The sequence below is a fragment of the Sphingopyxis sp. Soil_C_28 genome, from assembly GCF_057657055.1.
The window spans coordinates 872,804-898,703 of record NZ_JBDGJE010000002.1 but is presented as its reverse complement, the minus strand read 5'-3'; the positions used below and the strand labels follow the sequence as shown (position 1 = coordinate 898,703).

The 25,900-nt window shown below is 63.1% G+C and carries 25 protein-coding genes; 7 read left to right on the top strand and 18 right to left on the bottom strand.

Annotated features, from left to right (window positions below):
* The first annotated feature begins 11 nt into the window (after positions 1 to 11).
* From arsC to arsH, 3 genes are read left to right on the top strand one after another with little or no spacing between them, the layout of a single operon-like run.
* Positions 12 to 440, top strand: a complete 429-nt coding sequence (gene arsC / locus AC3A43_RS12545) for an arsenate reductase (glutaredoxin) (RefSeq protein ID WP_487792866.1) — start codon at positions 12 to 14, stop codon at positions 438 to 440.
* Positions 441 to 451: 11 nt separating this feature from the next.
* Positions 452 to 1,516 (top strand): ACR3 family arsenite efflux transporter, encoded by a 1,065-nt coding sequence (gene arsB, locus AC3A43_RS12540; RefSeq protein ID WP_487792865.1) that lies wholly within the window; start codon positions 452 to 454, stop codon positions 1,514 to 1,516.
* 5 nt (positions 1,517 to 1,521) lie between these two features.
* Positions 1,522 to 2,277, top strand: a complete 756-nt coding sequence (gene arsH, locus AC3A43_RS12535) for an arsenical resistance protein ArsH (protein ID WP_487792864.1) — start codon at positions 1,522 to 1,524, stop codon at positions 2,275 to 2,277.
* Positions 2,278 to 2,307: 30 nt separating this feature from the next.
* Here arsH and AC3A43_RS12530 read toward each other — a convergent pair whose 3' ends face one another.
* From AC3A43_RS12530 to AC3A43_RS12510, 5 genes are read right to left on the bottom strand one after another with little or no spacing between them, the layout of a single operon-like run.
* A complete protein-coding gene (locus tag AC3A43_RS12530; protein ID WP_487792863.1) occupies positions 2,308 to 3,741 on the bottom strand; it encodes an aldehyde dehydrogenase family protein in 1,434 nt (477 codons plus the stop codon).
* A gap of 2 nt (positions 3,742 to 3,743) precedes the next feature.
* Positions 3,744 to 4,865, bottom strand: a complete 1,122-nt coding sequence (locus AC3A43_RS12525; RefSeq protein WP_487792862.1) for an NAD(P)-dependent alcohol dehydrogenase — start codon at positions 4,863 to 4,865, stop codon at positions 3,744 to 3,746.
* Positions 4,866 to 4,878: 13 nt separating this feature from the next.
* On the bottom strand, positions 4,879 to 5,763 hold the full coding sequence (locus AC3A43_RS12520; RefSeq protein WP_487792861.1) for a helix-turn-helix domain-containing protein: 885 nt from the start codon (positions 5,761 to 5,763) through the stop codon (positions 4,879 to 4,881).
* The gene (locus AC3A43_RS12515; RefSeq protein ID WP_487792860.1) at positions 5,760 to 6,971 is read right to left on the bottom strand and encodes a cytochrome P450; all 1,212 of its coding nucleotides are present in this window, start codon (positions 6,969 to 6,971) and stop codon (positions 5,760 to 5,762) included. The genes AC3A43_RS12520 and AC3A43_RS12515 overlap by 4 nt, the downstream gene beginning before the upstream one ends.
* Before the next feature lie 2 nt (positions 6,972 to 6,973).
* Positions 6,974 to 9,193, bottom strand: a complete 2,220-nt coding sequence (locus AC3A43_RS12510) for a TonB-dependent receptor (RefSeq protein ID WP_487792859.1) — start codon at positions 9,191 to 9,193, stop codon at positions 6,974 to 6,976.
* A gap of 348 nt (positions 9,194 to 9,541) precedes the next feature.
* Here AC3A43_RS12510 and AC3A43_RS12505 point away from each other — a divergent pair, with 348 nt between their 5' ends.
* Positions 9,542 to 9,961, top strand: a complete 420-nt coding sequence (locus AC3A43_RS12505; RefSeq protein ID WP_487792858.1) for a DUF3703 domain-containing protein — start codon at positions 9,542 to 9,544, stop codon at positions 9,959 to 9,961.
* Positions 9,962 to 10,091: 130 nt separating this feature from the next.
* Here AC3A43_RS12505 and AC3A43_RS12500 read toward each other — a convergent pair whose 3' ends face one another.
* Genes AC3A43_RS12500 through AC3A43_RS12455 form a run of 10 tightly spaced genes read right to left on the bottom strand, consistent with a single transcriptional unit; the run spans position 10,092 to position 20,755 of the window.
* The gene (locus AC3A43_RS12500; protein ID WP_487792857.1) at positions 10,092 to 11,741 is read right to left on the bottom strand and encodes an AMP-binding protein; all 1,650 of its coding nucleotides are present in this window, start codon (positions 11,739 to 11,741) and stop codon (positions 10,092 to 10,094) included.
* Positions 11,738 to 13,330: an AMP-binding protein gene (locus AC3A43_RS12495; RefSeq protein ID WP_487792856.1), complete on the bottom strand. Its 1,593-nt coding sequence runs from the start codon at positions 13,328 to 13,330 to the stop codon at positions 11,738 to 11,740. The genes AC3A43_RS12500 and AC3A43_RS12495 overlap by 4 nt, the downstream gene beginning before the upstream one ends.
* Positions 13,327 to 14,736 carry an aldehyde dehydrogenase family protein gene (locus AC3A43_RS12490; protein WP_487792855.1) on the bottom strand — a complete coding sequence of 470 codons (1,410 nt, stop codon included), beginning with the start codon at positions 14,734 to 14,736 and terminating at the stop codon, positions 13,327 to 13,329. Before AC3A43_RS12490 ends, AC3A43_RS12495 begins: the two co-directional genes overlap by 4 nt.
* Before the next feature lie 12 nt (positions 14,737 to 14,748).
* Positions 14,749 to 16,968: a TonB-dependent receptor gene (locus tag AC3A43_RS12485; protein WP_487792854.1), complete on the bottom strand. Its 2,220-nt coding sequence runs from the start codon at positions 16,966 to 16,968 to the stop codon at positions 14,749 to 14,751.
* A 29-nt stretch (positions 16,969 to 16,997) separates the two neighbouring features.
* Positions 16,998 to 17,453 (bottom strand): cytochrome C, encoded by a 456-nt coding sequence (locus AC3A43_RS12480; protein ID WP_487792853.1) that lies wholly within the window; start codon positions 17,451 to 17,453, stop codon positions 16,998 to 17,000.
* Complete coding sequence (locus tag AC3A43_RS12475) at positions 17,450 to 17,896, bottom strand: c-type cytochrome (protein WP_487792852.1); 447 nt, start codon at positions 17,894 to 17,896, stop codon at positions 17,450 to 17,452. Before AC3A43_RS12475 ends, AC3A43_RS12480 begins: the two co-directional genes overlap by 4 nt.
* Positions 17,893 to 18,453, bottom strand: a complete 561-nt coding sequence (locus tag AC3A43_RS12470) for a methylamine dehydrogenase light chain (protein ID WP_487792851.1) — start codon at positions 18,451 to 18,453, stop codon at positions 17,893 to 17,895. Before AC3A43_RS12470 ends, AC3A43_RS12475 begins: the two co-directional genes overlap by 4 nt.
* A gap of 30 nt (positions 18,454 to 18,483) precedes the next feature.
* Positions 18,484 to 19,074, bottom strand: coding sequence for a redoxin family protein (locus tag AC3A43_RS12465; protein ID WP_487792850.1), 591 nt, complete (start codon positions 19,072 to 19,074; stop codon positions 18,484 to 18,486).
* A complete protein-coding gene (locus tag AC3A43_RS12460; protein WP_487792849.1) occupies positions 19,071 to 19,589 on the bottom strand; it encodes a MauE/DoxX family redox-associated membrane protein in 519 nt (172 codons plus the stop codon). Before AC3A43_RS12460 ends, AC3A43_RS12465 begins: the two co-directional genes overlap by 4 nt.
* Complete coding sequence (locus tag AC3A43_RS12455; RefSeq protein ID WP_487792848.1) at positions 19,589 to 20,755, bottom strand: amine dehydrogenase large subunit; 1,167 nt, start codon at positions 20,753 to 20,755, stop codon at positions 19,589 to 19,591. The genes AC3A43_RS12460 and AC3A43_RS12455 overlap by 1 nt, the downstream gene beginning before the upstream one ends.
* Positions 20,756 to 20,904: 149 nt before the next feature.
* On the opposite strand from AC3A43_RS12455, the gene AC3A43_RS12450 reads away from it, so the two are divergent.
* Positions 20,905 to 21,573 (top strand): TetR/AcrR family transcriptional regulator, encoded by a 669-nt coding sequence (locus AC3A43_RS12450; protein ID WP_487792847.1) that lies wholly within the window; start codon positions 20,905 to 20,907, stop codon positions 21,571 to 21,573.
* Between the two features lie 42 nt (positions 21,574 to 21,615).
* Here the strand turns inward: AC3A43_RS12450 and AC3A43_RS12445 are convergent, their stop codons facing one another.
* Positions 21,616 to 22,080, bottom strand: a complete 465-nt coding sequence (locus tag AC3A43_RS12445; RefSeq protein WP_487792846.1) for a hypothetical protein — start codon at positions 22,078 to 22,080, stop codon at positions 21,616 to 21,618.
* 159 nt (positions 22,081 to 22,239) lie between these two features.
* Entirely contained in the window at positions 22,240 to 23,487 is a 1,248-nt protein-coding gene (locus AC3A43_RS12440) for a vanadium-dependent haloperoxidase (RefSeq protein WP_487792845.1), read from the bottom strand.
* 138 nt (positions 23,488 to 23,625) lie between these two features.
* Here AC3A43_RS12440 and AC3A43_RS12435 point away from each other — a divergent pair, with 138 nt between their 5' ends.
* Together AC3A43_RS12435 and AC3A43_RS12430 are read left to right on the top strand one after the other, a co-directional pair.
* Positions 23,626 to 24,606 carry an AraC family transcriptional regulator gene (locus AC3A43_RS12435; RefSeq protein WP_487792844.1) on the top strand — a complete coding sequence of 327 codons (981 nt, stop codon included), beginning with the start codon at positions 23,626 to 23,628 and terminating at the stop codon, positions 24,604 to 24,606.
* A 79-nt stretch (positions 24,607 to 24,685) separates the two neighbouring features.
* Entirely contained in the window at positions 24,686 to 25,120 is a 435-nt protein-coding gene (locus AC3A43_RS12430) for a GNAT family N-acetyltransferase (RefSeq protein ID WP_487792843.1), read from the top strand.
* On the opposite strand, the gene AC3A43_RS12425 is transcribed toward AC3A43_RS12430, so the two are convergent.
* Positions 25,106 to 25,465, bottom strand: a complete 360-nt coding sequence (locus AC3A43_RS12425; RefSeq protein WP_487792842.1) for a response regulator transcription factor — start codon at positions 25,463 to 25,465, stop codon at positions 25,106 to 25,108. The genes AC3A43_RS12430 and AC3A43_RS12425 overlap by 15 nt on opposite strands.
* Positions 25,466 to 25,900 lie beyond the last annotated feature (435 nt).

Below are 25,900 nucleotides of genomic sequence, written 5' to 3'. Positions count from 1 at the left end.
GAAACTGGCTCATGACCGACATCATCATCTATCATAATCCCGACTGCGGAACCTCGCGCAACGCGCTCGCGATGATCCGCAATGCCGGCATCGAACCCCATGTCGTCGAATATCTGAAGACGCCGCTGGCACGGGAGTTGCTCGTCCAGTTGATCGAGCGAGCCGGAATCACGCCGCGCGAACTGTTACGCAAAAAGGGCACACCATTCGCCGAACTCGGACTGGAGCGGACCGAACTCAGCGAGAACCAACTAATCGACGCGATGATGGCGCATCCGATCCTCATCAATCGGCCGCTCGTCGTGTCGCCGCTCGGCGTGAAGCTCTGCCGTCCCTCGGAGGAGGTCCTCGACCTCATCCCGGCGCGCCAGCGCGGCGCCTTCGCCAAGGAAGATGGCGAGCAGGTGATCGACGACGCCGGCAATCGCCTCGGCGCCTGAGGAGAGTTTCGATGACCCTACCCAAGCGCGAACGCCTGTCGTTCCTCGATCGCTATCTCACCTTGTGGATTTTGCTCGCGATGGCGCTAGGCGTGCTGCTGGGCTCGACATTCGCCGGGCTCCCCGCCGCGATCGACAGCCTCTCGTGGGGCTCGACCAATATCCCGATCGCAATCGGCCTCATTCTGATGATGTATCCACCGCTCGCACGTGTTCGCTACGATGAATTGCCGCGGGTGTTCGAGGACAAGAGGATCCTCGCCATCTCGCTGATCCAGAACTGGATCATCGGTCCGGTGCTCATGTTCGCGCTCGCGGTGATCTTCCTGTCGGACAAACCCGAATATATGACCGGCCTGATCCTGATTGGCCTCGCGCGTTGCATCGCGATGGTGATCGTCTGGAACCAGCTTGCGAAGGGCGACAATCAATATGTCGCCGCGCTCGTGGCCTTCAACTCGATCTTCCAGATCCTGTTTTTCAGCGTCTATGCGTGGTTCTTCCTGACCGTGCTCCCGCCACTCTTTGGGCTCGGAAGCAGTGTCATCGACGTCAGCTTCTGGACTGTCGCCGAGGCGGTCCTCATCTATCTCGGCATTCCGTTCGCCGCCGGATATCTCACCCGCAAATGGCTCGCCGGTGCCAAGGGCAACGAATGGTACGAGACGCGCTTCCTGCCGCGGATCGCGCCGATCACCCTCGTCGCGCTGCTCTTCACCATCGTCGCGATGTTCAGCCTGAAGGGAGGCGAGATCGTCACTATTCCGGGCGACGTCGTGCAGATCGCGATTCCGCTGACCATCTATTTCGTCGTTCAGTTCGTCATCAGCTTCTGGATGGGCAAGCTCATCGAAGCCGATTATCCGCGTACAACAGCGGTCGCCTTCACTGCCGCGGGCAATAATTTCGAACTCGCGATCGCCGTTGCGATCGCCGCCTTCGGCCTTGCTTCGCCGGTTGCCTTCGCAGCGGTTATCGGACCGCTCGTCGAAGTGCCGGTGCTGATCCTGCTGGTCAGCGTCGCCTTCTGGTTCGGACGCCGCTGGTTTCCGGCCTCCACCCCCGCGAAAGACTGATCTTCATGACGGCCTCGCCCTTCTCCCGCCTTCGCACGCTCGCCGACTCCGACCATCTCCCGGCGCTGAGCCCCGAATATATCCGTTCGCAGCCGGCGCTCGGGCTCGGCCCGCTCGATCCAGCACCGCGCATTCTTCTGCTGTACGGATCGCTTCGCGAACGCTCCTATTCGCGGCTGGTCGTCGAAGAGACCGCACGCCTGCTCCAGCTGTTCGGCTGCGAGACGCGCATCTTCGACCCGTCGGACCTGCCTCTGCCCGATCTAATCGCCGACGACGATCATCCGGCGGTGGAGGAGCTGCGCCAGCATTCGATCTGGTCCGAGGGCCAGGTCTGGTGCAGCCCCGAGCGTCACGGCCAGATTACCGGAATCATGAAGGCACAGGTCGATCACTTACCGCTCGCCTACAAGGGCCTCCGCCCGACGCAGGGGCGAACGCTCGCGGTGATGCAAGTCTCTGCCGGCTCGCAGTCGTTCAACAGCGTGAACACGCTGCGTATCCTTGGCCGCTGGATGCGCATGATCACGATCCCCAACCAGTCGAGCGTGGCGAAAGCCTATCAGGAGTTCGACGAAGCGGGCCGCATGCTGCCGTCGAGCTATTATGACCGGATTGTCGATGTCGCCGAGGAACTCGTGCGGTTCACGGTGCTGACCCGAGGCCATGCCGGTCAGCTGGTTGACCGCTATTCGGAGCGAAAAGATCGACACGAGCCGGTGGTGACGCCGGCGCAAATGGCTAATCTTCCGGGGGCATAAATGCGCTTTTTCGATCCGCTTTGGGGCCCCTTAAACTTGGGAAGCCACCGGCTTTCGCCGCACGACGGTCTGCGCATTGGTATATTCGAGCAGGCCTTCGAGACCACCTTCGACACCAACGCCCGACTGTTTCATCCCGCCGAAGGCCGCGGTGGGTGACAGGTGTTGGGTCTCGTTGACCCACACCGTCCCGCTCGCGATTCGCTGCGCAATGTCGATCGCCTTGTCCTCGTCGCTTCCCCACACCGAGCCGCCGAGGCCGTAATCCGTCGCGTTCGCGCGCGCGACGACATCGTCATAATGGTCGAATCTGATCAACGGCAGAACCGGGCCGAACTGCTCCTCCTGCACGATGCGGCTGTCTTCGGGCGGGTTGTCGAGGATGGTGACAGGGATGAAATAGCCCGGCACATCGGCCGCATCGCCGCCGACAAGAAATGTATAGCCCTTGTCCTTTGCGTCCTGGATCAGGTCGAGCACACGATGGTATTGGGCTTCGTTATTGATTGGGCCAATCTGCGTCCCTTGTTCTGCTCCGTCGCCAACCTTCACCGTCTTCGCATAGGCAACGAGCGCGTCCCTGAGCGGCTCGTAAATGTCCCTGTGGACATACATGCGCTTGGTCGCGATGCAGATCTGGCCATTGTTGCGGAAGGCGGCCCAGAATAATTCCTCGGCGACCTTTTCGACATCGACGTCGGGCATAACGATCGCGGCATCGTTCCCGCCGAGTTCGAGCGTGACGCGCTTCAGCGTTGGCGCGGCCGATTGCATAACGCGGCGGCCGGTCGCGGTGGAGCCGGTGAAACTGATCTTGTCGAAGCCGGGGTGGCTAGTCATCCACGGCCCCAACGCATCGCCGCCCGCGACGATGTTGAGCACACCGGGCGGCAGGAGATCCTTGACCAGCTCTCCGAATTTGAGGGTCGTGAGCGGAGTGAATGGCGAAGGTTTCAGCACCATACAATTCCCCGCGAGCAACGCCGGGCCAACCTTGAACATCGCCAGCAGCAGCGGGAAATTCCACGGTGCGATCGCACCGACGACGCCGAGCGGGACATGTCGCGTCTCGCTGTATCGCTCGTCGCTGTCCTCATTGACCGTCACCGGCAGGTCGAGACTGGCGGCACCCGTCAACCAGTAGCCGGCACCCATGACCTCGCCTTCGGCCTCGCTATGCGGCTTCCCCTGTTCGGCGGTGAGCAGGCGCTTGAAGGCATCGGCATTGGCCATGATCGCATGGCCCATCGCGTTCAGCGCGGCTTTGCGCTCAGCGATCGGGGTCGCGGCCCAGCCGGGGAAGGCGGCGCGCGCCGCGGCGATGGCGCGGTCGAGATCGGCCTTAGCCGCATCGGGGGCGCTGGCAATGACCTGCTCGGTCGCAGGGTTGAGCACGTCGAAACGGGCGCTGCCATTATCGAGCTGGCCGCCGATCAGCATTGCATAGTCGCGGTCGAAATCCATCGTCACTCTCCTCCGGGTATCAGCACGACCTTGATGCACTCGCCGCGCGCCTGCGCGGCCAGTGCCTCGTTGATCTCGGCAAGCGGGAAGGTCTGGATCAGTGTGTCGAACGGGAAGCGCCCCGCCGCGTGATGCGCGATCAGTTCGGGGATGAAGGTCTGTGGATCGCTGTCGCCCTCGATGATTCCGATGATGCGGTGGCCGGGGGTCATCAGCGCGGCGATATTGACGCTGATCGCAGCGTCGGCCTTCGATGGCACGCCGACCAGCCCGATCGCGCCATGGCTGCCGAGAGCGGCGAGACCCGCCTCGATAACGGGCACGACGCCGCTGGTGTCGAACGCGAAGTCGAGGCCGACGGGGACGATCGCGCGCAGCGCTTCGGCGAGGTTGCCGGCGTCCGCGGGGTCGATGACATGCGTCGCGCCGAGATTCTTCGCAATTTCACGTCGAGCCGCGATCGGCTCGACGAGGATGATCGTCGAACAGCCTTGGATAACAGCGCCCATCACCGCGGCCAGCCCGACCGGGCCGCCGCCGAAGATCGCGATGCTCGATCCTGCCGGGCAGGCGAGCGAATTCATCACCCCGCCCGCACCGGTCTGGAACCCGCAGCCCAAGGGCCCAAGCAGTTCGAGCGCGACCTTCGATGTATCGACCTTCACGACGTTGCGCGCGCGGGTGACGGTGAGCGCCGAGAAGGAGGATTGACCGAAGAAGTGCGAGGTGATGCGCTCATCGCCCTTGGAATAGGCGGTCGAACCATCGTCGAGCCGCATCCCGGCGTAGTTCAGCGGCACAAAGCTCTGGCAATAGCTCGGCAGATGGTCGTCGCAGCGCGGGCAGGCGCCGCAACTCGAAAAGCCGACGATGACCGCGTCTCCCACGCTCAGGCCATCGACGCCCTCGCCGACTGCGTCGATCACCCCTGCGCCCTCATGGCCGAGTACGCCGGGCAGCGCGAAGGGTGCGAACTGATCGCGAAAGATCAGGTCGGTGTGGCAGAGGCCGACGCCCGCGATACGCACGCGCACCTCGCCTGCGCGCGGCGCCTCGACCTCGATTGCCTCGATCGTGAAGTCGCCGCCGGGCTGGCGCACCACGGCCGCCATCGCTTCGGTCATCTTTTTTCTCCGTTCAATGAAGCCCGCGCCGTTCCTGATGGCGATAGTCGCTCGGCGACATGCCGAACCAGGCGCGGAAGGCGCGGCTGAAATGACTCTGGCTGGTAAAGCCGGTCGCTTCGGACAGGGCGGCAAGGCTGAGGTCGGTCTGGACGAGCATCTGCTGCGCTCGATCGAGCCGCGCCTTCATCACATATTGATGCGGCGAGATACCCGTCGCCTTTTTGAACAGGCGGCAGAAATGCGATGGCGTGACCCCCGCGACCGCCGCCATCGCCTCGAGGCTATGTTCCTCGGCGGGATTCGAGAGCACTGCGTTCATGATCTTGTGGATGCGATAGGCCGAGAAATCCGAGACCGGAATTTCGGTCGGGTTGCCATGCGCGGGCGGGCCCGAGAGGATATGCGCCTTCAACGCGCCTATCATGGCCGACACATAGGCGGTGCGCTCCTCCGCCTGCGGTGCGTATAGTTCGGAGAGGATCTGCCGCGTGAGAGCAACGCCGAGCGGATCGGCAAAGGCGAAGCGCATCTTGTTGAACTGTTCGGCATGCGGCTGCCCCGCGAGCACATCGGACGACATCGACAATGTCACGACGTCAAGCTCGCCATCGACGAGCCAGCCGGTCGGCATGCCCGCGGGAACGATGGTCGCACAGCCGGGGATCGAACTCGATGTCGTCCAGCCATCGCGGTCCCATGTCTTGACTTGCGGCTTGCCCGCGAGATGGACGGTGAAGATCGGCTGCGGCAACGCCGGCAGCGTATAGGTGCCGACGAACTGGCGCCAGCGGCAGAGCGACCAGCCGTCGCCGATCGACCCCATCTCGACATCGGGCGCGCGGCCGAGGACGTCGCAGATAATCTCCTTATTGTCCCAGACGCTCGCCTGCTTCACGCTATCAGCCTGACATCGAGCCGCTTGAAGCCGTTGATGAAGTTCGACCTCACCCGGCTCGGCTCTCCCATGATTTCTATGCGCCGAACATGACGCGCCATTTCGGTAAAGGCGAGTCGCAATTGCATTTCGGCAAGGCGCGATCCGACGCAGACATGAACGCCCGCGCCGAAGGCGAGATGCTGGCGGATCGGGCGCGCGATATCGAAACGATCGGGGTCGGAAAAAACCGCCTCGTCGCGGTTGCCGGCGGGGTAGAAGACGACGACCTTGTCGCCCTTGCGGATCCCCTGCCCGCCGAGTTCGGTGTCGCGGGTCGCGGTGCGCCGCATGTGGATGACGGGGCTGGCATAGCGCACCATTTCCTTGACCGCCTTCGACAGCAGACCGGGGTCGGCGCGGATCATGTCCCACTGCGCCGGGTTGTTCGCAAAGGCGATCAGGCTGTGGTTGATCGAATTGCGCGTCGTCTCGTTGCCGCCGACGAGCGCGAGGATCAAATTGCCGATAAAATCGCCGAGCGGCACGGGCTGCCCGTGAATTTCGGTGTTCGCGAGCAGCGAAGCGATGTCGGGACCCGGGTTGACGCGGCGTTCGTCGAACAGAGCCGAGGCAAAGCCGACGAACTCGCCCATCACGGCCTGCATCGCTTCGGGCGACTGGCGGAAATCGGGATCGTCCTCGCCGACGAAGGCATCGGTCCAGCGGTGGAGATCGTGCCACATCTCCGCCGGCACCCCGAGCAGTTCGGCGAGGGTGAGCAATGGTAACGGCGCGGTGAGGAGCGGCAAGATGTTCACCGTCTCGTTCAGCGGCACGTCGGCGAACAGGCGCTCGACGCGTTCGGCGATCCGCGCCTCGATCCCTTCGAGCCGCGCTGGGGAGAGCGCCGGCATCACGAACTTGCGATATTGGGTATGCGTCGGGGGATCGCGCGAGATGAAGGGAATGCCGATCGCCGACTCCCCTGCCCCGGTCAGGCCAACCTCATTCTCGTTGAAGATGCGATGCCCCCCATTTTCATGCGCGGACGAAAAGAGGTCGGCCTGCCGTGAAACCGTCAAGATATCGTCGAAACCGAGCACCGCCCAGAAACCCGCGCCGTCGCTTTCAGGGTTCCAGTGGACCGATCCCGCTTCGCGCAGCGCCGCAAGTTCGGCATAGGGCATGCCGCCTACATAAAGGTCGGGATCCTTGAGGTCCGTCATCGTCAGAAGCTGTAGCGCAGGCTGACGCCGTAAGTGCGCGGCGCGCTCGGCACGAGGAAGTTGTACGGAAAGCCCGCACCGCGCAGGTCGAGGCCATAGCCATAGGTTTTGCGCTCGAAAAGATTGTTCGCGAAGGCGCGGATCGTCAGCGCGTCGTTAGACCAGCTGAGCGAGGCATTGACCTTGGCATTGGCACCCTGTTGCAGTTCGGAGTTAACCTGCAGCGTGCCCGGCGCGTTAATCTCGTTGAACGGCGAGAAATATTGGCGGCTCGAATAGGCGACATTCGGTGCGAAAGTGATCGTGCCGCCGGCCACATCCACGACATCCCATTCGAAACCGAGTTGCGCGGTGAGTTTGGGCGCGAACGGCAGCTCATTGCCCGACAGGTCGGCGCCCTGCAAAGTCAGTTCATTATACTTCGAATGCAGCCAGCCGAGCGAGGCGTCGATGCGGAAACGGTCGACCGGCCGCAGGGTCGTCTCGACCTCGAAGCCATAGACTTCCGACGACGGCGCATTGACGAGGAAGGACACCGGGCCGGCGCGCGTGTCCTGCAACTGCTGGTTCGAATAGTCATAATAGAAGGCCGACGCAGCGTAGGTGAGCAGCCGTCCGCCGGCGCGACCCTTGATCCCGATCTCGTAGGCGTTGACACGTTCGGGCTCGATATATCCGATCCCTGCCGACGAGGTGTAGCCGCCGCCGTTTACCGCACCCGCGCGGTAGCCCCGGTTATAGCTGGCATAGACCAACGGGCCGTCGTCGAAGGTGTAGCTCAACGCGACGCGGCCGGTCAGCGCATTGTTGGTGTCGGCGAGTGCAAAGCGTGCGGCCGGATCATAGGCGCAGGTCCCTGCGACGCCCGGACACGGCACCGTCGTCGCCAGCGGCGTCTGCAGATCGCCGACCCCGCCGACAAACAAATAGGCAAAGGCATCGTCATAGCGCGACTTGTCTTTGGTGTACCGCGCGCCTACCGTCAGCACGAGCCGGTCAGCAAGGTCGATATCGGCCTGGCCGAAGACCGCATAGCTTTTGCGCACCTGCCGGTAATGCTGAAAGAAGCCGCCCGCCGGGGGCAGCGGCAGGTTGAATGTGTTGTCGGTGATGTTGCGGTCCCGGCCATAGAAGAGCCCGCCAACAAAGGTCACGCCATCGCCATCGTAATTGGCACGCAATTCCTGACTGAACTGGCGGTAGTTTGATCGCCAGTTGATATCGAGCAGGTCGAGCGGCGAGCCGTCAGCCGCTTGCTGGAGGTTCTGCTTGCCGCCATCATAGCTGGTGATCGACGTCAGGCTGAGCGTATCGGTCAGGTCGAGTGCAATGTTCGCCGAGAAACCCCATGCGTCGGTGCGATTGTCGCCGATGCGATTCTCGTTTGTCTCGAAAAAGCCGAGGCCGGTGCGGAAAGGTTCGAGCCCGTGCACCGCGGCCTGCGTCCCACGATCGCGTCCGGCATAAGCGCGCAGCACGATGTCGAGGCTGTCGGTCGGTTTGACGCGCAGCGAGACCCGGCCCTGCAACGTGTCGACAGACGCGGCATCGCGCCCGCCAGGAAAGACGTTGTTGATCTGCCCATCGCCCTTGGCGTAGTTCACCGCGAGACGCAGCCCCGCAATATCCTCGGCGAGCGTTGCCTCGGCGGCGCCCTGCGCGGTGAAGGTGTCGAAATTGGCATAGCCGACTTGCAGATAGCCGTTGGTGCCCGAGAGGCCCGGTTTTTTCGTGATGAAGTTGATCGCGCCGCCGGTGGTGTTGCGTCCGAACAGCGTCCCCTGCGGCCCGCGCAGCACCTCGATGCGGTCGAGGTCGAACAGCCCCATGCCGTGGCTGGTGCGCGGCGCGAGATAGACGTCGTCGAGGTAGACGCCGACGGGCGAGGCCTGATTGCTGTTATACTCGTTCGCGACCCCGATACCGCGCAGCGAGAAATTCGGCTGCGTGTTGCCATAGGGGCTGTTGATCTGAAGATTGGGAACGGCGCTTCCGAGCTGCGCCGAATTGGTGATGCCGCGGTCGGCGAGCGTGTCGCCGCCAAGCGCGGTGACCGCGAGCGGCACGTCGAGCAGCGACTGTTCGCGGCGCTGCGCGGTGACGACGATATCGCCATCGGCCACGCTATCGCTCGTCGGAGGCACGTCCTGCGCAAACGCCAGCGTCGATGTCGAAACTGTCAGCGCGGCGATAGCGGCGCGCGCAAATGACAATGCTGCCATGATCCTTCTCCCTCAAAGCGGGGCTTCTGTGAGCCTCCGTTGAGGGAAAGACTAGGGTGCCGGGGCGGGCATGGCTTTAGCCGCGCTTGCAATCAGTTTTGACATTTCTTGCGTTGCTCGTTCGAGTGCATCCCTCAAAAATTCGGACGTCTGATGACTGCGCGGTCTCTATTTCTCGCAAGGCCGCATCCGCCGCCACGAAGAGAGAAGCCGAGCGGGCGATCATCGCGGTCTCGCTATGCCCCATCCACATCGACGATTGCGCGAAGAATGCACCGGTTCAGTTGGGCGCTCGTTCGAAAGGCCATAGTTCAGTAGCATTACATATCCGCTCCGGAGATGTCGGTTATGAAATTGAATGTCAAAGCGGCCTTTGTCAGGGAAATGGCTTACGCACGGTCCGCCGAGGCAGCGGGTGATATTGCTCTGGCCAAACGGCATCTCGAGCGTGCGCATATCCTGGGCCAGCGCTGGTACGCAGCTCATGTGAAAACACATTTTCAAATGTTGCGGCTCGCCCTGAAACGGTCCGATGCCAAGGAGGCTCGTGGACAGCTTGTCAGGCTAATCGGAGCAGCACCCTTTCACATGGCTGGCTGGGTTCCTGTCGGCAACACTGGCGGAGCGGACGTCTCGCCAACGCTTCCGATGCCTATACCTTCTGACTTTCAAGCCTATTTTGAAGGCTATTCACTGCGTAAAGGCTTGATCATGCGTGGCGCTGTGTTTGCCGCGCTTGTCGCTGCCTATCTCCTTTTTCTGCAATGACCACCTGATCCCTGCTTCGATTCAAGTGCCGCGTTCGGCCGATCCTCTGACCGCCGATTGATTGCCGCGCGTGCAAAGCTCGTCCGTCTGACCGCCTGAGGTTGTCATCCGTTGCTTTGTCGCTGCGTCTCTAGCAACTCAACAACTTCACCATATGTTCGCGCATCGCGAATTTCTGAACCTTCCCGGTCACCGTCATCGGAAAGGCATCGACGAACAGGATATGCCGCGGAATTTTGTAATGCGCGATCCGGCCCCGACAATGCGCGCGCACCTCGTCCTCGCTCAGCGAGACGCCGGGGCGCGGGATGATCCAGACGCATAATTCTTCGCCATATTTCGCATCGGGAATGCCGACACCCTGGACATCGGCGATGCCGGGATGGGTCAGCAGATATTCCTCGATCTCGCGCGGATAGATATTCTCGCCGCCACGGATCACCATGTCCTTGATCCGGCCGACGATCTGGCAATAGCCCGCGTCGTCGATCGTCGCGAGGTCACCGGTATGCATCCAGCCGTCGGCATCCAGAGCCTCCGCGGTGCGATCGGGATCGTCCCAATAACCGAGCATCACCGAATAGCCGCGCGTGCAAAGCTCGCCCGTCTGGCCGCGCGGTACGACCTGGCCGGCGAGATCGATCAGCTTGACCTCGAGATGCGGCTGGATTCGCCCCACCGTCGACACACGCAGATCGAGCGGGTCGTCGGTGTCGCTCTGGAAGCTGACCGGACTGGTTTCAGTCATGCCATACGCGATGGTGACCTCCTCCATATTCATCCGCTCGATCACCTCGCGCATCACCGCCATAGGGCATGGTGATCCCGCCATGATCCCGGTGCGCAGCGACGACAGGTCGAAGCGCGCGAAGTCGGGGTGGCCGAGCGCGGCGATGAACATCGTCGGTACGCCGTAGAGCGCGGTGCAGCGCTCGGCCTCGACCGTCTCCAGCACCGCCTGCGGATCGAAGGCATCGGCGGGATAGACCATCGTCGCGCCGTGCACCGCGCAGGCAAGGTTGCCCATCACCATGCCGAAGCAATGATAGAGCGGTACCGGGATGCACAGCCGATCGGCGGCGGTCAGCCCGATCCGCGCGCCGACGAAGGCGCCGTTGTTGAGGATGTTGCGATGCGACAGCGTCGCACCCTTGGGAAAGCCCGTCGTGCCACTGGTAAACTGGATGTTGACCGGCATGTCGGGAGTGAGCGCGATATCCGCAAGCGCGTCAGTGTCGTCGCTCGCCAGCGCCGCGAACGGCAGGCAGCCTTGATGCTCACCCTCGCCGAGGACGACAACGAGCCGCAGGTCGGGCAAGCGCGCCGCGCGCAACGCCCCCGGCATTGCCGCCCTCAGCTCGGGCGCAATCTCGCCCAGCATCGCGATATAATCGCTGCTCTTGTGCGACGGCGCGAGGATCAGCGCCGCGCAGCCGACCTTGTTCAGCGCATAGTCGAGTTCGGCGACGCGGTAGGCGGGGTTGATGTTGACGAGGATCAGCCCGGCCTTCGCCGTCGCGAACTGGACGATCACCCATTCGGAACAGTTAGGTGCCCAGATGCCGACGCGGTCGCCCGGCTTCAGCCCGCGCTGCAACAGCCCCGCCGCAACCGCATCGACCCGCGCGCGCAATTCGCGCCAGCTCCACCGCACACCCTGATGACGAACGATCAGTGCGTCACTGTCGGGATAGCTGGCGACGGTCTGGTCGAACCGATCGCCGATCGTCATCTCGATCAGCGGAGCCTTGTCGTCACCGCGAACATAGCTATCGGTCATGCATCGGCCTTTTTGAATTCTTCGTCGCGCAATTCCTTACGCCGGATCTTGCCGCTGACCGTCTTGGGCAGGCTGTCGACAAATTCGATGCGGCGTGGATATTTATACGGCGCGGTCGTCGCCTTCACATGGTCCTGCAGCGCCGCCGCGAGTTCGTCCGAGGGGCTGTGCCCCGCCGCGAGCACGACGAACGCTTTCACCACCTCGCCGCGCGTCGGATCGGGGCTGGCGACGACGGCGCTTTCGGCGACCGCCTCATGCTCGAAGAGCACGCTTTCGACCTCGAACGGCCCGATGCGATAGCCCGAGGAGAGGATCACGTCGTCGGCGCGGCCGACGAACCAGAAATAGCCGTCGGCATCGACGGTGGCGCGGTCGCCGGTGAGATACCAGCCGTCGCGAAATACGCTGGCGGTGCGATCGGGGTCGCCGCGATAGCCGAGGAACAGGCCGGGCGGCCGGCCTTCGCCGACCCGCAGCGCGATGTCGCCCTCCTCCTCGGGCGGCAGGATTTGGCCGTCATGTCCGATCACTGCGAGGTCGATGCCCGGCGCCGGACGGCCCATCGCGCCCTGCCGCGCCGCAGCCGCGCGGTTACAGCACAGGAGCACGGTCTCGGTCTGACCATAGCCGTCGTGGATATCGAGCCCGGTAGCTTTGCGCCACAGGTCGATGACCTCGGGGTTCAGCGGCTCGCCCGCGCTGACGCAGTGGCGCAGTTGCGGAAAGGCGCGGCCATCGAGGTCGGCGCGCACAAACATGCGATAGGCGGTCGGCGGCGCACAGAGCGTCGTCATCGGATAGCGTTCGAGCAGGTCCATCGCGGCGGCGGGGGCGAAACCCGGCGCATGGTTGACGAAGATCGCCGCGCCCATCAGCCAGGGCGCGAACAGGCTGCTCCACGCCGCCTTTGCCCAGCCGGTGTCGGACATGTTCCAGTGGAGGTCGCCGGGCCCGAGATCGAGCCAGAAGCGGCCGGTGATTTCGTGCGCGAGCGGATAGCCTGCGCCGTGGATCGTCATCTTGGGCTGGCCGGTGGTGCCGCTGGTGAAATAGCAGAGCGCGGGGTCGTCGAACGCGGTGTCGGCGATGTCGGCGAGCGGCCCGGCGGTCGCCTTGGCCTGTCCATAATCGATCCAGCCGGCACGCGCGCCGCCGATGTGGATGCGCGTGATCGCGAGGCCGCCCAGCGCCTCATCGGCGCGCGACGCGACATCGGCGCCGGCGATAATGCAGCGCGCTTCGGCGGCTACCTGCCGGTAGGCGATGTCCTTCGGCGTCAGCTGCACCGTTCCCGGCGACGCGATCGCGCCGAGGCGCAGGCACGCAAGCATCAGCTCCCACCATTCGATCTCGCGCGACAGCAGGATCAGCACCGTGTCGCCGCGCCCGACCCCCGCCGCCTTCAGGACGGCAGCGGCGCGCGCGGCATGGTCCGACAGCTCGGCAAAGCTGCGATCGACGACCGCTCCCGCGCCGTCGGTCCACAGCAGCGCGCGGTCGCAGGGTCTTTCGCTCGCCAGCCGATCGATCGCGTCGCGAGCGAAATTGTAATGCGTTGGGGGATTCCAGTCGAACGCTTCGCTCATCCGCCGCGCGCCACGTTGATCACCGACAATTGCGTATACTCGGCCAGCCCCTCTTCGGACTGTTCGACCCCGAGCCCGGAGGATTTGACCCCCGCCATCGGGATATGTGGGCCGATTGCGATATGCTGGTTCACCCAGACCGATCCGCTTTCGATCCGGTCGGCGACCGCGATCGCCCGGTCCACGTCGCGTGACCACACCGACGCACCAAGGCCGTAGGGCGAGGCGTTGGCGCGCGCGACGACATCGTCGATATCCGAATAACGGATGACGGGCAGGATCGGCCCGAACTGTTCCTCGTCGACGATCTGGTCGCCGTCGGTCACATCGCGCACGATTGTTGGCCGGAGGAAATAGCCTGCGCGGTCGATAATCTCGCCGCCCGCGATGATTGTCCCGTCGGTCGCTGCGCGTTCGAGGAAGTCTTTCAGCTTTTCATATTGCGCCTTGTTCTGGATCGGTCCGATCTGCGCGCCCTGCGCCAGCCCGTCGTCGACCACCGCTGCTTCGGCGAGGCGCGCGAGTTCGTCGCACATCGCGTCGTAGATGCTATCGTGGACATAGGCGCGCTTGATCGCGAGGCACACTTGCCCGCAATTGAGGAAGGCCGCATTAAAGATGCCCTGCGCGGTCGCGCGCACGTCGACATCGTCGAGCACGATCCCGGGGTCGTTGCCGCCGAGTTCGAGCGTCAGCCGCTTCAGTCCATCGGCGGCGCTTGCCATGATCTTTTTGCCCGTCGCGGTCGACCCTGTGAAGCCGACCTTGGCGATGCGCGGATCGGCGGTCAGATAACCGCCGAGGTCGTTGGCGTCGGTGATGATGTTGACCACCCCGGCAGGGAAGATGTCGCGGCACAGTTCGCCGAGCATCAGCGCGGTCACCGGCGTCGTCGGCGCGGGTTTCAGCACGATCGTATTGCCTGCGATCACCGCCGGTCCGATCTTCCAGCAGGCGACGAGCAGCGGGAAGTTCCACGCGATGATCCCCGCGACAACGCCGAGCGGCTTGCGCCGCACCTGAATAAGCCCGTTCACATCGTCCTGAATCGTGCGTTCGGCGATCGCGAGCGTCGCATAATGCCGCAAATAGCCCTCGGCCCATGCGATCTCGCCCTGCGCCTCGGCAAGTGGTTTGCCCTGTTCCTGCGTCAGCGCGCGCGCGAGAGCGTCGGCATTGGCGACGATCGCGTCGGCGAGTGCGGCGACCTTCGCCTGCCGCTCGGCCATCGGGGTTTCGGCCCATGGCGGAAAGGCCGTGGCGGCGGCTTCGATCGCTTCGTCGGCCTGCCGCTCCGACGCGCGCGCGACGGTGGCGAAGACGTCCTCGGTGGCAGGGTTGATGACGTCCATCTGGTGATCGCCCTCGACCAGCCGTCCGCCGATCAGCATTTTATAGTCAGACATGCCTCTCTCCGATCAGAATTTCGTGCCCACGGTCACGCCATAGGTTCGCGGAGTCCCGACATGGTTATAGTCGAAACCGAAGCCCGCGAGCAGATCGACGCGTGAGGTGAAGTAGAATTTGTTGGTGAGGTTCTTGCCCCAGACCGAGGCATTCCAGCGGCCGTCGGCCGATTCCCAGTCGATATGCCCCGCCAGCAGGACATAGCTTTTCTGCTGCAGTCGGGGAATGTTGAGCACTTCGAAATATTGGCTCGACGAAGTGTTGATGTCGCCATGAAGACTGAGCTTGCCGCTGGCGCTGTCCATCACCGTCGCGTCGACGCCGCCTGTGAAGGTGAACTTCGGCGCATTCGACAAATTGTTGCCGCTGACGTCGACGCCGCTGACGATCCCGCGCTTGATCTTGGTATCGAGCAGGCCAACGCCCGCGCGGAAGGTCACCATATCGGTCGCGCGAACGGTCAGTTCGGCCTCGCCGCCTAGGATACGCGAGCTCGGGATGTTGAGCAAAGTCTGCGCCGCAGTCGCGGGATCGATGTTGATGAATTGCTGGTTGCTGTAGCTATAGTGGAACGCCGCCAGGTTGAGCGTCACACGGCGGTCGGCGAACTGGCTCTTCAGCCCCAGTTCGAAGGCTTCGATCTTTTCGGCTTTCGCGACCGAGAGCTCGGACGGATCGAAGAAGGCCTGCGCGTTGAAGCTCGGCGCGCGGTAACCGCGGCTGTAATTGCCATAAACCATCACGTCGGGGTCGATCTTGTAGTCCGCGCCGATCTTGCCCGACAGATTTTCGGTGCTGTAGTCAAGCCGCGACGGCGGGATCAGGTTCATGACCAGTACGCCGTTCGGGCCCAGCGCATTGGATTCGAAATTGCTCTGCGTCCCCTTGTCATAGGTGAAGCGGAGACCGCCACGCAGCGTTAGCTGGTCGGTAAGTTCGAAACTCACGTCCGAATAGACCGCATAGCTTTTCTTGAGCTGGTCGAAGCTGTTGCGGAACAGGCAACCCAAGGGGAAGCCAGCCGCGCAATCGCCGTCGGTGACGCCCGGCAGGCCGTCGGAATCGATGTCCTTGCCGATTTCAAAGGTCGTCTCGTTATAGACTTTCTCACGGTTGAAATAGGCGCCGAGGATGAAGTTGAATGGCCCGCCGAAGTCGCTTGTCAGGCGTAAATCCTGCGCGAACTGCGTTGCCCGGTCGGTATAGGGGATTTCGAGTAACTCGGTCGCCGTTCCGTCGGTGTCTTCGTAGAAGTTGAGCCGTCCCTTGTCCCACGACGTAACGCTGGTGATCGCCAGCGCGTCGCTCAAATCGACCGTGCTGGTCAGCGCCACCGACCAAGTGCGCGCGCGGCGGCGGTCGGTGACGTTCGCCTCGATCTCGCGCCGCCCCAGCCCAGGGCGGTTCGCCGCTTCGGGCTGCGCGTAAATCCCATAGTTGCGCGGGTTCTGATAGCTGGTTGAGGCGCGCAGGACAAAGCGCGCGCTGTCGCTGGGTTCGAACAACAGGCTGCCGCGGACACCATATTCGCGCACGCTCGCAAGGTCGGGCTCACCCGGAAGCTGGTTCTTGAACCAGCCGTCGGCGCGCGCGAAGGTGAAGGCGACACGCGCCGCCAAGGTCTCGCCGAGCGGGACGCTGACCGCGCCATTAGCTTCGTAGCGACTGTAATTGCCATAACCGAGGTTCAGATAGCCTTCGGTATCGCCGAGCACCGGCGTCCGGCTGATCAGGTTGACCGCGCCGCCCGTGGTGTTTTTGCCATAGAGCGTGCCCTGCGGGCCGCGCAGCACTTCCACGCGCTCAAGGTCGTACATCGCGACGCCGAGGAAAGCGAAGTTGCCCTTGTAGACCTCGTCATAATAGGTCGCGACCGGGCTCGCCTGGTTGAGGCTGTAATCGGACATCGACACGCCGCGCAGCGCGAATATCGGGGTGTTGTCGCCGACGGTCGAGGTGAGCTGGAGGTTGACGATCTTGCTCGCGAGTTCGTCCGCCTGCGTCACCCGCTGCCGTTCAAGCGAATCCCCGCCGATCGCGCTGACCGCAATCGGAACATCTTGCAGGCGTTCGGAGCGTTTCTGCGCGGTGACGACGATGTCGGTCCCGTCGACCGTTTCGGCCACGACGGCCTCCGAGGCCGTTTCCTGCGCCAGCGCCGGCGCCGACACGCTGGCCAGAAGCAGGATCAGCATCGGGCGGGCGGTGCAGCGCTTTGTTATCTTGGTCATCGAAATCTTCCCCCTGTTCGTTAATTCTGTCATTTGTCCCTGGGCATGCGCGCGACCATGTTTGCGCGCACCGCCATCGCTTCGGCCCGCAGCGGTTTCAGCCGCAGCCGTCCCACTTCGGCGGAGCTGTAGGGCTTGAAATCGGCCGGAATATTTGCCGCATCGAACCGCACGAGCGACCAGTTCACCACTTCAGCCAGATCGGCATCGGACAGCGCGGCGGTCGCTACGCCCGGCACCTGCACCAGATATTCGCGCCCGCCCGGCACCTGCAGAAATCGCGCGACGACGCCCGCCATCGTCGGCGTTGTTTGCGGCGTGCCGGTCGCATCGGCGCGGTGGCACCCTTGGCACGACAGCATCCAGTTCTGCCGCGCGCGCGCCGCGTTCGCCACGCCCGGGATCGGTTCCGGACCGCTCCACGCCGGGGTCGTGACGGCCGCTCCGCTCGCCACGATCAGCGCGGGAACGGCCAGCCATTTCATTTGCCGGCGGCCGCCGGCTGGAGACGTCCCACGGCGGCGGAATTGAGCGCCGCGCTGCCTGCCCGGTATCCGGCGATCTCGCGCGGGGTGAAAGCCCTGGCCGATCCGCCACGAACCACATGGTTGAGCACCGCCGCAACCTGCGCATCGTTGAGCCCGGTCTGCGCGGGCATCATCCCGCGATAGGGCCTGCCTTCGACGGTGATCGGTCCCGACACGCCGCGGATCACGACCAGTGCAAGGTAGCGGCGCCCGGCAGCGGTTCCCGCCAAGGCACGGACATCAGTCTTCAGCGGAGGAAAGGCGCCGGGAACGCCTGCGCCGTTGACCAGATGGCACGCTGCGCAGCGCTTGTAGATCGTCGCCCCATCGTCTGCCGCCCTCGCCTGTCCGGTGACCACCAGCCCGGACAGCGCGAGAAGGATCGCAATGCGCCGCATCATGGCTGCTCCAGCGCGACGCCGAGGATCACCGCGGTCGAGCAATTATAGATCGCACTCGACGTGCCGAGGCACCAGTTGATGTCGTTGTTCGCCTGCGGACGCACCATCGGCCGGTCGCGTTCGTTGCGGTTGCACAGGCACCGCCCGCACGAGGATTTGCCGCAGCAGTCGTTGTAGCTGACGATATAGGCGCGATTGTCAGCCGGGTTCAGGCAGGTGCCGATCCAGGTGATCGGCGACATCTCGGTGCCCGGCGGACAGCTGCTAGCGGTGCCGCCGCAGCAGCTGCAGAGGAAGCCGTCGATCGCGCAATAGCGCCAATAATCGCATTGCGTCTGGTCGCCCGGATCCTGCGGGTTGCCCGTGGTTTGCGGCGCGATAGGGTCGCCGCCGCCACCGTGTCCATGGCCCTGCGCCTGCGCACGCGACACCGGCAGCACCGGGATCACCGTCGCCCCGGTCAGCGCGCCGCCGATCAGCGTCAGCAGGCTGCGCCGCGACGTCGCGCGGGCAACGCGGCGCGTCACCTTTTCCGAAAATTTGTCCAGTCCCGACATTTGTGTCCCCTTCTTGTCGCGGTGGCGGGATCAGCCGCGCGCGAGATATTCCTGGATCGAGGCAACGCGGCGCTCCTTGGCCTCGAACAGGCTCTCCAGATGCTCGCGATTGTTGACGAGGCCGAGCGAGGCGATGTTGCCCTCCTCGTCGATCAGCACCGCATAGGGGAGCTTCGACACCCCGAGTGCGCGGCCGAGGCCTTCCGACAAAACATAGTCGAAGCCCGCAAGTCCCTCGGCCATCACCAGCCGCCGATGCGCCGCGGGATCGCCGTCGCTTGCCAGCACTACATCGAGCCAGCCGCGTTCGGCGCCGCGCGCCGAACGGACGACGGGGAGCAGCGTCTTGCACACCGGGCAATCGGGCGAGAGGAAGAAGATGAGCTGCCCGCGCCGTTCGCGCTTGCCGCCGATCACGACTTCTTTGCCTTCCAGTGTCTCGAGCGTCATCGCTGGCGCGGTGTCGCCGACATTGACCTTCTGGTGCAGCGTCAGCGCACCCGCAGGAGCTATACGTTCGTGCAAGACCCCGACCTGCCGCGCAAGCGCCGCGACGAGGACGCCGAGCACCGCGACGGCGATCCACAGCAGAATTTGCGAGGCAAGGAAGAATCCGGTCATCGGGTGGCACTCCGGCTGGCGGCGGGAAGATTGGCGATTTCGCCGGCGGCAAAGAGCAGCGTCACAAAGGCGAGGGCGGCGAAGACCGACGCGATGTCGATCGCACCGCCCTCTGTGGGAGAGAGGCAGAGAAGCAGCGCCGCGGCGCCAAGCGCGAAGGCGCGGCCGATAGCGAAGCTGCCGATCCCGCGGCGGTGCGCGCCGAAGTCGCAGCCGCAGTCAATGCCGCCGTCGCCGCGGCGACGCGCGGCGAACAGCGCGGCGCCATATCCCGCCCACAGCAGCGCAGCGAGCAGCGCGCCGGCAGGGCGCGACGCCGGGAAAAGCAGCGCAAGCGCGGCGGCAAATTCGGCCGCCGCCGCCCCCATCGCAACCGGCATCGCGACTGTCGGCGCGAGCCGTAACAGGCCGGCGGTCGCTTGCGTCAGCCGCGCGCGGTCGACGAGCTTGTGGACCGAAGCTGCCGCGAGGACAGCGGCGAGGAACAGCGCGAGCACGGGTTCGACGACAGCCATCAGCGCACCGCCGTCATCGTCATCGGATCGTGCGCAACGCTGGCGATCGTGCGGACGAACGCGCCGCTCGCCGGGTCATAGACGTCGAGCGAGCCGTCGGGACGTGATGCGACGAGCAGCGGCTTTTCCTGCTGCGTCGCCTCGAGCGACAGGCTGTGGTTTTTGAGCGCGATCCGCCGGACGAGCGTCTTCGCCTTCGGGTCGATGACCCACGCCTCGGTCCCGCCATCCTTGTGCGACCCTTCGGCCCCCTTGGGATTCATCAGCACATAGAGCAGCCCCGCGCGGTCGGCCGAAATCACCTGCCAGCCGCCGGGGCGCCATTCGGGCGCGCCGCCCGCCTGCACGGGGATCGCGAAACCGCCGAGGTCCTTTGCCGCCGCGCCGGAAAAATCGATCGCGCGAAGGGCGCCCTTGAAGCTGACGAACCAGCCGGTCCGGCCGACCATCGCAGGCGTCATGAACAGCGGATCATCGTCGATGTCGTTGAACGCGCTGCTGGTGACTGCGGGGCCCGCCTTGCCCGTCGCATCGAGCGCGACACTCGTCATCGTTCCGTCGGCGCACAGCGAGGTGAAACCGCGCGGTCCGGTCGGATAGACGAGCGAGCAGCCGGGCAGGTCGATGTCCGACAGGATCTTTCGGCCATCGAGATCGACGACGGTCACCGACGAACCGGGAGTGAAGTTGAAGACGAGCGCCCATTTCTCGCCGTTCGTCAGTTGCAGGCTGTTGCGCAGCGTCACGAACAGGCCGCGCTTGCCGCCGGGCAGGACGATCTCGTCCTTTGGCGCCAGCGTTTTCGTGTCCCAGATCGTGATGACGTCGGTGCGTTCGCCGCGTGTCAGGCGCGAATAGAAGGTCTCGCCGACATAGATTTCGCCGCGCGTCGTCGACGGCAGGATGTTGCCGAACTGGGCGACCGGAACCTGCCCGCGCAGATGGTGGTTTTCGGCCCCGACATCGACGATCGCCGCGCGCCCGTCGGGCAGGCTGTTGAAGTGGAGGTCGTGCACGAAGACCCAGCTGTCGGGATAGCGTTCGGGCAGTTCGGCGACCGTCGGCACCGGCTCTTCAGGCAACGGCTGCGGAAAGTCCGCCGCGCCCGACGCGCTGGCCGATATCATCAATGCGGCAAAGACCGCCCCTCGCGTGATGCGCAGCATCGCGACACTCCCTGTTTAGCTGACAACGGGCTCTGATGGCCGATTCGAGATGATATTGTTCGACTGTCCAATTTTAGTCAAGTGACAAAATTAGGGCACTTGTCCAACAGGCGCGGGACGGTTACCTAGATCGCGGAGGCTGCTGAATCTTGACGAATTTCATTGTTCCCGACCTGAAAATAACCCCCCGCACCGGGGGCTATGCCCGCGGCCAGGACGGCTTCGAGCACATCCTCCGGTCGGCGCTGTCGCTGCTGGTGAATCAGGGTTCGGCCGCGCTGACGCTGCGCCGGATCGCCGCCGAATCGGGAATGAACGTCGGCAACCTCAACTATTATTTCCGGTCGAAGGAAGAGCTGATCCGCGAACTGCTCAATGCGGTGATCAGCAGCTACGAGGAATCGTTCGACGAGATCATTCACGAGCCCGGCGCGAGCGCCGAAGCGCGGCTCGAGAATCTGGTGATGCTCATCCTCGAGGACATCACGACCAAGAAGACGACGCGCTTTTTCCCCGAGCTGTGGGCAATGGCGAACCACGATCCCTTCGTCCACGACCGGATGAACGAGCTGTACGAACGCGCGCGCGTGTCGCTCAACGAACTGATCGCCGAAATCAATCCGGCGCTTCCTGCCGACGAGCGCGAGATATTGGCGCTGTTCATTTCGGCGTCGATGGAAGGCATGACGATGTTCGCGGGCTTTGAAAAACCCTGGCGCGCGCAGATGCCGATGCTGGAGGCGATCGCGCGGCGCAGCTTCGTCCAGCTTGTGAGCACGTTGCGCCCCGGCGAAATCAAGGGAAGCCAGACACTCTAACGACGCTATCCGGCCGGATAAATGTGGCCGATTTCGAAGATGCTACTCGGCGGGATCGCGATGCCGCAGTGACAAGGCAAAACCAACGAGCATGGCAACGAACAACGACTGGACCACGGTCGAGGCAATACCGCTGGGCCATTGAAACCAGGGCATGTCGTCGAAATAGTAATTGATCGCCTTGCGGGTCAGATATTCGTAGATGAGAACCAGGAACATCAACGACGTCATCGCGCGATAGCGCACCAGCGCCAGCACACAAAACAACGTGATGATGAAGTTGATATTGCCCAGCAGCGCAAAGAGGGTGAGAGCGGTCTGCGCCGCATCTGGGGGATAGCTGTCGAGCGGGATGCCATCCGCGTGGATCATGATGAATCGCGTGTCGAATAGCGAGTTGTACGCCATCATCGTCTTGAATATCACCACGACGACAAGCAGCAGCAACGCCAGTTTGTGGCCCCGATAGACGTTATCTATCTGTGCGGGGAAAATCCTTCTCAGCATGGGTGAACCCCGTTCTTTTTATAGCGCCCGATCGGGCAGGATAACGACACCGCTGGAAACCGGCCCGGGCTTGAAAGCGCCGGCCCGACCAAAAGGTCGGGCGCGAACGCGAGCGATAACGAAAGGCGAGGACGGGCCATGCGGACCTCGCCCCAGGCCTCAGCGCGATTTCGATGGCGGCAAGGGGCGCATGACCTTGGCGAGGACCGCTTGCGCCGCCGCGCGGCCGATCTGCTCGCCGGCCTCGTTGGCAAAACGAAAATGCGCGCCCGCGTAAATGCGCGAATCCGATACCTGCCGTGACCATTCGTTCCAGTCTGGCAGAGCCTGAATGACCGCATTCGGCGACGACAGCGAAGTGACACGCACGCCACCGGCGGGTCGCGGGCCGTCTTCGGCCGTCATGACCTCCGCCACGGCCGCCCCATAGGTGCAGTGGCCGCACGGATGCTCGGGGAAATTGGGGGTGGGAAGGAAGGACTCCCACGCCGGATCCGGCACAGTCGCATCATTGCCGTCCTGTTCGGCGTTGCGGATCGCAACAACCGGGCGCCAGCTGTCATAATGGAGCTTGGCCGCGGCATTCGCGAGATTGGCATCGTCAATCGCCATATAGACGCGCGCGTACATCCGGGCGTTCTGTACCAGCGTTCGTCCCGGCGCATCAGCGGAGCGCCGCAGCGACGGCGAAAAGTCGGGCATGATGCGATATTGGGCCATCAGGCTCTGATGCGGCGTCCGGTCCTTGCTGACCTTGCCGCCAAGTCGCTTCACTTCCTCATAATCCCTGGCCCAGCGTTCACTGGTCAGCGCGGGCGGCGGCGGCGAGCGAAGCGCGTCGGCATTCTCGATCGCCCAGGGAAAGAAGGCAACATGGTGGGGACGGATCGAAGGCAGATCGGTGGCCGTCCACACGCCAGGTGTCGCCTTGGGTTTATATGGTATCTGGACGATTCCGGGATCGATACCTCCAACCGCAAGGGCCGCCTTGGCCGCTTTCTCTCCGATCAGGCGGCCTGCTTCGCGCCTTGCATCGTCCGCGATCGCCTCCATGGCGATAGCATATCCATCGTCCAACTGCCCCTTTGCACTCGGGAAATGGTCGTGCAAGACAAGATAGGCCGCCGTGATCGCAGCGGCTTCCTGCGAAGCATTCTTGTCGCCCTCCACCAAGCCGAGATAGCTTTCGTAGCGGCGATCAATCGCATTGACGGCTTCGAACATCGCCAGCGCAACACGGGTATTTGCGCGGTTTGCATCCGGGCGCCCTCGCCCTTCTGAACCCTGCCCCGACTGGCGATGAATTCGACTGGAAAATTCGACCCAGTCGCTAACCGTATCGGCGCTCGCGGGATGCGATGTCGTCAGCGTGGCAAACACGATGATTCCGGCAAATCTCTTACGCATGTCAATTCCTCAAAGCTTCGACCTTGCAATGCGTATTATCTATGCAATACACTCATCCCATGACCGCTCGCTTCAAAAACATGACTTCAGGTTGCAGCGATGGCTGAGCATACTGTTTCGGCCGGGGTCGCCAGTGGGTTGATCGATTTCGCGATCGCCGGCGGTGCGTCGCGGGCAGGTCTGCTGGAACGTTCGGGGATCGACGCTTCGATCCTTGCCGATCAGGACAACCGGGTGGCGATGTCGTGCTATCAGGCACTCGTCGCGGCGGCGAGTGACCTTACCGGCGACCCCGCGCTGGCAATGCATTATGCCGAGCAGGTGGATCTGTCCGAACTGTCGGTGGTCGGGCTGGTGACACACGCCTCTGCAACGATGATGGACGCGTTAATGCAGCTCAACCGCTATGGCCAATTGGTCGCGGAAGTCGATGTCGGCCTCGCTCAGCGGTTCGAGATCGTTCGCGAAGGAAACAGCATCTGGTTGGTGGACAACCGGCTAAACGCCGACGCCTTTCCCGAACTGACCGAAATAACCTTTGCGCGGCTCGTGTCCGGGCCGCGTAATTTTACCGACAAACTGCGTCTCGGCGCCGTTCATTTCACGCACAGCGCGCCGGCCTATGCCGATGAATATCAACGCGTCTTTCGCGCGCCGGTCACCTTCAATTGCAGCCGCAATGCCATGATGCTCGATGAAAGCTGGCTGACCCACCCGGTTGCATTGACCCCGCATTATGCGTTCGGAATATTGAGCGAGCACGCCGATGCATTGCTCAGGCAACTGGAAGCCGGCAAAACCTTCAGAACCGAGGTCGAGAGGCAACTCATGCTGATTTTGCACTTGGGTAATGCCACCATCGACAGCGTTTCGGGCCAGATGGCAATGAGCAGGCAGACCCTGTACCGGAAACTGAAAGCCGAAGGCACCACATTCGAAAAGGTCCTCGACGAGCTGCGCCGCAAACTGGCGTGGCACTATATGGATGGAGAAAAGGTTTCGGTGAATGAAACCGCCTATCTCGTCGGTTTTTCTGATCCCAGCGCCTTTTCTCGCGCGTTCAAACGATGGTACGGTAAGGGACCGCGAGACAGGCTGAATCTCCGGCGCGGACTGTGAAGGCCGAGGCCCGTTGTTAGCGCCCTTAAACCACTGGTGTTTCGCCGTCCTTCTCTCCGAACAAATATCCGGAATCGATATGAAACCAATTATTCGACTGGCACAGCCATCAGATATCACAGCGATGCACGAAATCAGAATTTCGGTGCGAGAAAACAGGTTAACCCGTCCGGGCATCATATCCGGCTCCTCCTATCTTCCCTATGTCGAACAAAAAAGCTGCTGGGTTGCGATTTATGAGAATGAAGTCAGGGGTTTTGCAGCCCTAGACTTGAAAGATCGCACCGTTTGGGCATTGTTTGTTTCGCCAGATATGGAAGGGCACGGACTTGGGAGGTTGCTTCACGAGCAACTCGTCGTGGGAGCGCAGCGCCACGGCCTGAAACGCATACGCCTTGTCACCGAAACCGGATCGCGAGCGGCACGATTTTACGAAGCCGCAGGATGGAAATGCGTTGGCGACGCGAGCAATTCAGGCGAGGATAGTTATGAGCTCGGGTTAGTTCACATTTAGGGCGTCTGCGCCCGTTCGTGGCCTAAACATGGCGATCGCAGCCTTTCGCGAAGGGCAGCCGAGCACCCGCAGCAATTGCGAAACATGATTTCTGACGGTGAAATGGGAAATTGAAAGGGTGCGAGCGATTTCCTTGTTGGAAAGATTCCGGAGCAGGAGCGGCAGGATCGTCTGCTGACGCCGGGTGAGCTGAAGGAGACCGCCCATCGTCGCTCCGTCCTGGGCCTTCGGACCAGCGATTTCCGCAAACAGCGGCACTGCCACCAGCGTGCATTCGGGCAGGATCGCCTGCAGCCTTGCAACGGTTGCACTGTCGTCCGAATCGATGATCGCGAGGAACATCATATGGGAGCGCCGCTCGATGGAAGTTTCACAGTTCATCGGTCGGCGCGCTCTCCAGCCGCAAAACGGTCGGCAAGCCCCTCACCACAACCCGGGCGGTCACGGCTGCAAGTCTCGCTCGGGGTGCGATGTCAGCAGCATGGCAAACAGGATGATCCCGACGAATCTCTTGCGCATGCCCACTCCTCAAGGCTTCGACCTCGCAATGCATGTTGCCGATACAAAACACGCATCCCATGACCGCTTGCTTCAAAAACATGACTTCGGGTTGCAGCCGTGGCTACGCATAGCGTTTCGGCCGATGTCGCCAGCGGGTTAATCAATTTCCAGGTTGCCGGCGGTGCGTCGCGACATGGGCTGGCCCGGCATCCGATATCACCGTGAACGGGCCAAAGGGCATGACGCGGAGCGACAGAAGGACAGGAAGGTACATAAAGG